Genomic DNA, 7,627 nt, shown 5'->3' with positions numbered 1-7,627 from the left:
CATGACCCCCACCGTCGCCTCACGGCGTACGCCGGCGTGAACCCACCGGTCAGTGCACCGTGCACGTCGTCATGACCCCCACCGTCGCCTCACGGCGTACGCCGGCGTGAACCCACCGGTCAGTGCACCGTGCACGTCGTCATGACCCCCACCGTCGCCTCACGGCGCATGCCGGCATGCCCCCACCGGTCGGCGCACCGCGTACGCCGGCATGAGCCCACCGGTCGGCGCATCGTGCATGCCGGCATGCCCACCGGTCAGTGCGCCGCGTACGCCGGTATGACCCCCACCCTCAACTCACCGCGTACGCCCGCAGGAACGCCCCCACCCCGCCCTTGATCAGCCGCTCCATCTGCTGTGGTGGCAGGGGGCGTACGCCGTAGTGGGAGAGCTGGACGATGGTGTGGGAGATCAGGGCCATGAAGTGGGCGCCCGCCAGGTCCGCGTCTCCGTGTACGTCGATCAGGCCCGCCTCGGCGAGTGCCGTCATCGCGTCGGCCAGGGCGCGGCCGACCGGTACCGGGCCCGCCTCCTGCCAGGCCGCCAGGACCTCGGGGGGCACGTGGTCGGCCTCGGCGTGGATGTGGCGGACCAGGGCGAAGTGGTTGGGGTACTCGGTCATGAGGTCGACGAAGCCGCGGGCCAGGGCCACCAGGTCGGGTTCCAGGTCCGCCGGGCCGGGCGGGCGCTCCGGGTTCAACAGAGGTTCGATACACCGGAGTTGGGCGTCCCGTACCTCGGTCGAGGTCCAGGTGACGACGGTGCGGAACAGGGCCGCCTTGCCGCCGGGGAAGTGGTTGTAGAGCGTCCGCGTGGAGACCCCGGCCGCCGCCGCGAGCGCGTCGATGGAGGCGCGGGTGTAGCCCTCGCGGCCGAACACCGTGCAGGACGCGCTCGCGATGGCGATCTGCTTCGCCAGCCGTCGCGGCGGGACCTCGCGCCGCGCCTGTGCCATCCGGGCCTCGTTGCTGCTGCCCACGCGCGCCTCCTCGGGGGTGGATGTGCGGTACGGCGGACGGTGTGCGGCCACCGAAGTACAACGAGCGTTGTAGTTTTACAACGCTCGTTGTACTTTACCGGAACGAGGCCCGTACCGGGCCACCGGTGGGCCGTACGGGCCACCGGCCGGCCATGCAGAGGGGGACACCCATGCCCACGTCCGTCACCGAAGCCGCGCCCGCCGCCGGTGGCTCCGCCGCCGGCGATCCGCCGCTCCGCCTCGCCGTGCTCGTCGGCAGCGTCCGCGAGGGACGTCAGGGCCGGGCCGTCGCCGACTGGTTCACCGGTGCCGCCGCCGCGGACGCCGGGTTCGACCTCGACGTCATCGACCTCGCCGACGTACGGCTGCCGCTGGTCATGCCCGGTTGGGGCGGCACGCCGAGCGAGGAGGCCGTCGCCGCGCTGGCGGACGTCTCACCGCGCCTGGCCGACGCGGACGCCTTCGTCGTCGTCACTCCCGAGTACAACCACAGCTTCCCGGCCGCGCTGAAGAACTTCATCGACTGGCACCACGCGCAGTGGCAGGCCAAGCCGGTCGGCTTCGTGTCGTACGGCGGTCTCGGCGGCGGTCTGCGCGCGGTCGAGCAACTGCGGCTGGTCTTCGCCGAGTTGCACGCCGTGACGGTGCGCGACTCGGTCAGCCTGCACGGGCCGTGGTCGGGCCTCGGCGAGGACGGCGCGCCGCGCGACGCGGCCGTGTGCGCGGGCGCCGCCAAGGGCATGCTCGGCCAACTCGCCTGGTGGGGACGGGCGTTGCGGGCGGCCCGCGCGGACCGCCCGTACGCGGGCTGAGGTCGGCCCGGCATGACCGCCCCGAAGGCCGGTGCCGCGGCAACCCGGGCGGGGCGGGCCGACGCGCTCGACGCCACCGGGCTGTACCGCGTCCTCGCCGTCGTGACCACCGGGTCCGTGATGTCGGTGCTCGACATGACCATCGTCAACGTCGCGATGCGCAGCCTCTCGGAGTCGTTCGACGCCCCCCTGGAGACGATCCAGTGGACGGCCACCGCGTACACCCTGGCACTCGCCGCGGTCATCCCGACCGCGGCCTGGGCCATGGACCGCATCGGCGCCCGGCGCACCTATCTGACCGCCCTCGTGCTGTTCACGCACGGCTCGCTGCTCGCGGCCTGCGCCTGGGACGCGGGCAGCCTGATCGCCTTCCGCGCGGTGCAGGGGCTGGGCGGCGGGCTGCTGATGCCGGTCGGCATGGCGATGGTGATGCGGGTCGCGGACCGCGGCCGGCTGGGGCGGGCGATGGGCCTGCTCGGGCTGCCGGTCCTGGTCGGCCCGGTGGCCGGTCCGGTGCTCGGCGGCCGGCTGATCGACATCGCGTCCTGGCACTGGATCTTCCTGGTCAACCTGCCCGTCGGGGCGCTCGCCCTGGCGCTCGCCGCCAAGCTGCTGCCGGCCGACGTGCCCCGCCGGGCGGTGGCGTCCGCCCTGGACGTGCCCGGACTGCTGATGCTCGCGCCGGGCCTGGCCCTGCTGCTGTTCGGGCTCGCGCGGGGCGGTGAGCGCGGCGACTTCGGCGCGCCCGGGATGCTCGTCCCCGCCCTCGCCGGCGTGCTGCTGGCCGCCGCCTTCGTGCGCCGGGCGCTGACCGCCCGGGAGCCGCTGCTCGACCTGCGGCTGCTGGGCGACCGCACCTTCGCCGCGGGCATCGTCACCCTCGCCCTGTTCACCTGCGGCTACTTCGGCTCCATGCTGCTCGGGCCGCTCTACTGGCAGCAGCAGCGGGGCGTCACCGCGACGGCCGCAGGACTGCTGGGAGCGCCGGTCGGGCTCGCGGTCGGTACGACGATGCAGGTGGCGTCCCGGCTCGTCGACCGGATCTCGCCGCGGGGCCTGGTCGGCGCGGGGACGGTGGTGGGCGCGCTCGGCATGGCGCTGACGGCACTCCAGGTCGGTGAGGAAGGCGTGGCGCCCTGGCGGGTGGTCGGCGCGGCCACGGTGATGGGCGTCGGGGCCGGCATGGTGCTGATGCCGACGATGACGACGGCGACCCGCGACCTGCCGAAGGACCGGGTGGCCTCGGCGAGCACGGCGCTGAGCATCAACGGGCAGCTGTGGGCGTCCGTGGGGACGGCGCTGCTCACGGTGGTGCTGGGGTTCGCGGGCCCGGAACCGGACCCGGCGGGCTTCCGCGTCGCGTACGCCGTCGCGGCGGGCCTGCTCGCCCTGGCCCTGCTGCCCGCGTCACTGCTCCCGACCCGTCCGTCCCGGCGGTGACCGCGGGGCGGTGACGGCGGGGCCGGGTCAGCCGGCGTTGCGTTCCGTCAGCTCGCCCAGCGGCAGCGTGTGCTGGGTCTGCAGCACCTTCGCCCGCAGATAGCGGACGTTGTGGGCGGTGCGGAACACCCCGGTCGGCACCCGCTCGCGGACGCCGACGCCCAGCGTCCGCAACTGCTCCGCCTTGTCGGGGTTGTTGGACAGCAGGTCCAGCTCCTCGATGCCGAGGGCGCGCAGCATCTGGGCGGCGGGCGTGTAGTCGCGGGCGTCCTCGGGCAGGCCGAGCGCGGCGTTGGCCTCGTAGGTGTCCAGGCCCTGGTCCTGGAGGGCGTACGCGTCGAGCTTGTTGTAGAGGCCGATGCCGCGGCCCTCCTGGCGGAGGTAGAGCAGGACGCCACCGCGGTCGGCGATGCGCTCGACCGCCTCGCGCAGCTGCGGGCCGCAGTCGCAGCGGGCCGAGCCGAAGACGTCGCCGGTCAGGCACTCGGAGTGCAGCCGGACCAGCGGGACGGTGCCGGGGTCGCCGAGGACGACGGCGAGGTGTTCCCTGCCGTCCGCGAGGCCGTGGAAGGTGACGAGGTCGGCGTCGACGGCGTATCCGTCCTGGAAGCGCAGCGGTACCCGGACGCGGGCGCGCGGTGTGGCGACAGGGGTGTCGGGCATGCGGGTTCTCCGGGTCCGAAGGCCGAATCTGCTTCAGTTTTGAAGCAGAGCTACGGCGGGGAGCCTACTCATGTTCAAAATTTGAAGCAACCGGAATTCGGGCCCGCGACAGCGGCCCGGCGCGCTCAGGAACAGGACTCAGGAACAGGGCTCAGGAACAGGAGGGCGTGGACCGGCGCCGCCAGGGCAGGTCCTCGGGCGTGGGGCGCGCACCCTCCCCGTGCAGCCCCCGCGCGATCGCCGTGCAGATCTCCTCCAGCTGCCCCACCTGCTCCGCGCTGAGGTGGTCGAAGACGGCGGCGCGCACCGTCTCGACGTGCCCGGGTGCCGTGCGCTCAAGGGCCGCCACCCCCGCCTCCGTCAGCGCGGCGATGCTGCCGCGCCGGTCCGACGGGCATCCCTCGCGCCGGACCAGGCCGTCCTTCTCCAGCCGGGTCACCGCGTACGTCAGCCGGCTGCGGGTGATCTTCGACCGCTCGGCCAGGTCGGTCATCCGCAGCCGGTGCTCCGGTGCATCGGAGAGGTTGGCCAGGATGGAGTAGTACAGGTGAGGCATGCCGGCGTCCTGCTGGAGCTGCCGGTCGATCGCGTCTTCCAGCAGCAGGGAGGCCGCGATGTACGCGCGCCAGGCGCGCTGCTCCTCGGGGGTGAGCCAGCGGGTCGTCATGCCGCCAGTGTAAGTTTGTTTCAAACTTGAACCAAGCCCGCCCGACCCGCAGCTGCCGAAACCGGCCCCGCCCGATCCGGGGCCGCCGAAACCGGCCCGCCCGATGCCAGCCCGTCCGTCTCCACGCTGGAGCACGCCGATGCCCTTCCCGTACGTCCTGCTGTCCGCCGCCGTCTCCCTCGACGGCTTCCTGGACGACACCGGCCCCGAGCGGCTGCTCCTGTCAGGCCCGGCCGACTTCGACCGGGTCGACGCGGTGCGGGCGTCCGTCGACGCGATCCTGATCGGCGCGGGCACGATCCGCGCCGACAACCCGCGGCTGCTGGTCAACGCGCCCGGGCGGCGCGCGGCCCGGCTCGCCGCCGGCCGGCCGGAGTACCCGCTCAAGGTCGCCGTCAGCGGCTCGGGCGACCTGGACCCGGACGCGCGGTTCTGGCACACCGGCGGCGAGAAGATCCTCTACGCCACGGACGAGGGCGCGGAGCGGGCACGGCGAGCCGGCATCGCGGCCGACGTCGTCCCGCTGGGCCCCCGCCTCGACTGGCCGACCATCCTCTCCCACCTGTACGCGGCGCGCGGGGTGCGGCGCCTGATGGTGGAGGGCGGCGGGACCGTCCACACGCAACTGCTCCGGCAGGGCCTCGCCGACGAACTCCAGCTCGTCGTCGCCCCGTTGGTCGTCGGCGATCCGGCGGCCCCCCGGCTGTTTGGGCCGGGGCAGTACCAGCGCGGGCGGCTGCGGCTCCTGGAGACCCGGCGGATCGAGGACGTGGTCCTGATGCGGTACGAGCCGACCGCCCCGGGAAGCGGTACGGCGGCCGTCGCCGCGGACCGGCACTGGCTGCGGATCGCCTGCGAACTGGCGGAGCGTTGCCCGCCCTCGCGGACGGCGTTCAGCGTGGGCGCGGTCGTGGTGGCCGCGGACGGCACGGAGCTGGCCCGCGGATTCTCCCGGGAGGAGGGCGACCCCGTGGTCCACGCGGAGGAGGCCGCGCTCGCCAAGACCGACCCGGCGGATCCGCGGCTGGCCGGGGCCACGGTCTACAGCAGCCTTGAGCCGTGCGCCCGGCGGGCCTCGCGGCCCGCGCCCTGCGCGCGGCTGATCCTGGACGCGGGGGTGCGACGGGTGGTCACGGCCTGGCGTGAGCCGGACACGTTCGTAGCGGGGGCCGACGGGAGCGGGTTGCTGACGGCCGCGGGCGTCGACGTCGTCGTGCTGCCCGAGTACGAGGCCGCGGCCAGGAAGCCCAACCGCCATCTGCTCGACTGAGCGCACCGACGGGGCTGAGGGTCGGCCGGGGTGCGCGACGACGAGGTCGTCGGTGTTCGCCGCGGCATCCGCGATCCGGTTGCGCACGGCTCGGTTCTCCTGAGTTCACCGGTCGGCGTACGGCCTCGTGCCCCGCGGGGAGCGGCTGGGAAACCCGTGCCGGTTCGCGGCAACGGTCACGGTCAGGCCGACCGCAAGCAGAGCCAGTGCCGTCCATGGCAGCGCCTCGGGCCCTTCACGGTCCAGCAGCATTCCGCCGGCCACGCCCGCGCCGGCGATACCGGCGTTCCAGCAGGTCACGAGGAGCGACTGAGCGATGTCCGAGGCGTGGGCCGCCGCGTCGGCGACGGCCGTCTGCAGGAGAGTCGCCGCACCGCCGAAGGACAGACCCCACAAGGCCGAGCAGGCGATGAGCAGCCAGGGCAGGTGGATGAACACGCCCAAACCGAGCGCCGCGGTGCCGAACAGCGCGACTGCCGTGATCATCAACGGTCGCAGGTGCCGATCGATCAGCATCCCTGTGATCCAGATGCCGGCGAGTGAGCATGCTCCGAAGACCAGCAGCACCGCATCCACGCGGTCCTCGATCCGCGCCGCCGCCGCGAGAGCCGCGATGTAGGTGTAGAGGATGTTGTGTGCGAGAACGAAGGCGCCCGTCACCAGTAGGACGGGAGCCACGCCCGGGATTCTCAGCACCCTGCCGACCGGTATGGCCCGGACATGCTCACTCTGCCCCGGCAGATCCGGAAGCTTCCGCAGAATCCAGCCGACCAGCATCAGGGCGAGCACACTCATCAGCCCGAACGTGGAACGCCAGCCGATCAGTTGGGCCATGAATGTCCCCGCAGGTACCCCGACGGACAGCGCAACGGGCGTGCCGGCCATGGCGACGGCCATCGCTCGGCCGCGTCGCTCCGGGGCGACGATGCCGCGTGCGTACCCGGCGAGCAGGGCCCAGAGCAGCCCCGCGACCAGACCGGCCAGGAAGCGCGCGGCCATGGTGAGTGGATAACTGGTCGAGAACGCCGTGACCGCGTTGGCCACGGCGAAGCCGCAGATCGCCGTGAGCAGCAGGCGTCTGCGTGGCCATGAGGCGGTGGCGGTGGTGAGGGGGACCGCCGCCAGGACGGAACCGAGTGCGTAGAGCGTCACCGTCTGTCCGGCATGCGCCTGGCTCACGCCGAGGTCCGCGCTCATGGCCGGGAGGACGCCCGCCGGGAGGGCCTCGGTCATGACGGTGACGAATCCGGCCGTACCGAGCGCGAGCAGGCCCGAGAGCGGCAGTCGGTCCGCCGACATGCGGGGATGGAGGCCGGGGCGGATGTTCAGTTGATCCATGGGCGTCATCGTCTAGGGTTGACATCAATGTCAAGGTCTATCCGACCCTGCCCCGACCGGACGTGAGGCTGCTCACATGCGCATCGGTGAACTTGCCCGGCTGACGGAGACCTCCGCCAGATCATTGCGGTACTACGAGCGTGAGGGGCTGATCACCCCGCGCCGTCAGGACAACGGGTACCGCGACTACGACGACTACCTCGTCGACCGCGTGCTCCAGATCCGCGGTCTGCTCGACGCCGGACTGCCCACACGGATCATCAGGCAGATACTTCCGTGCCTCGATGCCCCGCGGACGATCCACTTCACGGACGCCACACCGGAGATGATCGCCACGCTGGAATGCGAGGGCGAGAAGATGGCGCGCCGCATCGACTGCCTGACTCGCAACCGCGATGCCATTAACGAGTACCTTGCGGTGGTCAAGAGCCTCGCCTGACCACTCGCTCGACACCGGA

The 7,627-nt window shown here is 72.8% G+C and carries 8 protein-coding genes; 4 read left to right on the top strand and 4 right to left on the bottom strand.

What is annotated here, in order from left to right; translation table 11 throughout:
• Nucleotides 1-292: 292 nt before the first annotated feature.
• The gene (locus tag ACIRFL_RS29920; protein ID WP_404034462.1) at nt 293-979 is read right to left on the bottom strand and encodes a TetR/AcrR family transcriptional regulator; all 687 of its coding nucleotides are present in this window, start codon (nt 977-979) and stop codon (nt 293-295) included.
• A gap of 170 nt (nt 980-1,149) precedes the next feature.
• Between ACIRFL_RS29920 and ACIRFL_RS29915 the strand changes: the two genes are divergently transcribed.
• Together ACIRFL_RS29915 and ACIRFL_RS29910 are read left to right on the top strand one after the other, a co-directional pair.
• Nucleotides 1,150-1,791, top strand: coding sequence for an NADPH-dependent FMN reductase (locus ACIRFL_RS29915; protein WP_404034460.1), 642 nt, complete (start codon nt 1,150-1,152; stop codon nt 1,789-1,791).
• 12 nt (nt 1,792-1,803) lie between these two features.
• Nucleotides 1,804-3,231 carry a DHA2 family efflux MFS transporter permease subunit gene (locus tag ACIRFL_RS29910; RefSeq protein WP_404034458.1) on the top strand — a complete coding sequence of 476 codons (1,428 nt, stop codon included), beginning with the start codon at nt 1,804-1,806 and terminating at the stop codon, nt 3,229-3,231.
• A gap of 27 nt (nt 3,232-3,258) precedes the next feature.
• On the opposite strand, the gene ribA is transcribed toward ACIRFL_RS29910, so the two are convergent.
• Both ribA and ACIRFL_RS29900 read right to left on the bottom strand, forming a co-directional pair.
• The gene (gene ribA, locus ACIRFL_RS29905; protein ID WP_404034456.1) at nt 3,259-3,894 is read right to left on the bottom strand and encodes a GTP cyclohydrolase II; all 636 of its coding nucleotides are present in this window, start codon (nt 3,892-3,894) and stop codon (nt 3,259-3,261) included.
• A gap of 151 nt (nt 3,895-4,045) precedes the next feature.
• A complete protein-coding gene (locus ACIRFL_RS29900) occupies nt 4,046-4,561 on the bottom strand; it encodes a MarR family winged helix-turn-helix transcriptional regulator (protein WP_404034454.1) in 516 nt (171 codons plus the stop codon).
• A 139-nt stretch (nt 4,562-4,700) separates the two neighbouring features.
• Between ACIRFL_RS29900 and ACIRFL_RS29895 the strand changes: the two genes are divergently transcribed.
• Entirely contained in the window at nt 4,701-5,831 is a 1,131-nt protein-coding gene (locus ACIRFL_RS29895) for a dihydrofolate reductase family protein (protein ID WP_404034452.1), read from the top strand.
• Nucleotides 5,832-5,936: 105 nt separating this feature from the next.
• On the opposite strand, the gene ACIRFL_RS29890 is transcribed toward ACIRFL_RS29895, so the two are convergent.
• Nucleotides 5,937-7,169, bottom strand: coding sequence for an MFS transporter (locus ACIRFL_RS29890; protein ID WP_404034450.1), 1,233 nt, complete (start codon nt 7,167-7,169; stop codon nt 5,937-5,939).
• 76 nt (nt 7,170-7,245) lie between these two features.
• On the opposite strand from ACIRFL_RS29890, the gene ACIRFL_RS29885 reads away from it, so the two are divergent.
• A complete protein-coding gene (locus ACIRFL_RS29885) occupies nt 7,246-7,608 on the top strand; it encodes a MerR family transcriptional regulator (RefSeq protein ID WP_404034449.1) in 363 nt (120 codons plus the stop codon).
• Nucleotides 7,609-7,627 lie beyond the last annotated feature (19 nt).

The organism is Streptomyces sp. NPDC102462 (assembly GCF_044765425.1).
Lineage (GTDB): Bacteria > Actinomycetota > Actinomycetes > Streptomycetales > Streptomycetaceae > Streptomyces.
Note: the sequence above shows the minus strand (reverse complement) of the source record. Positions and strands in the feature narration are given on the sequence as shown.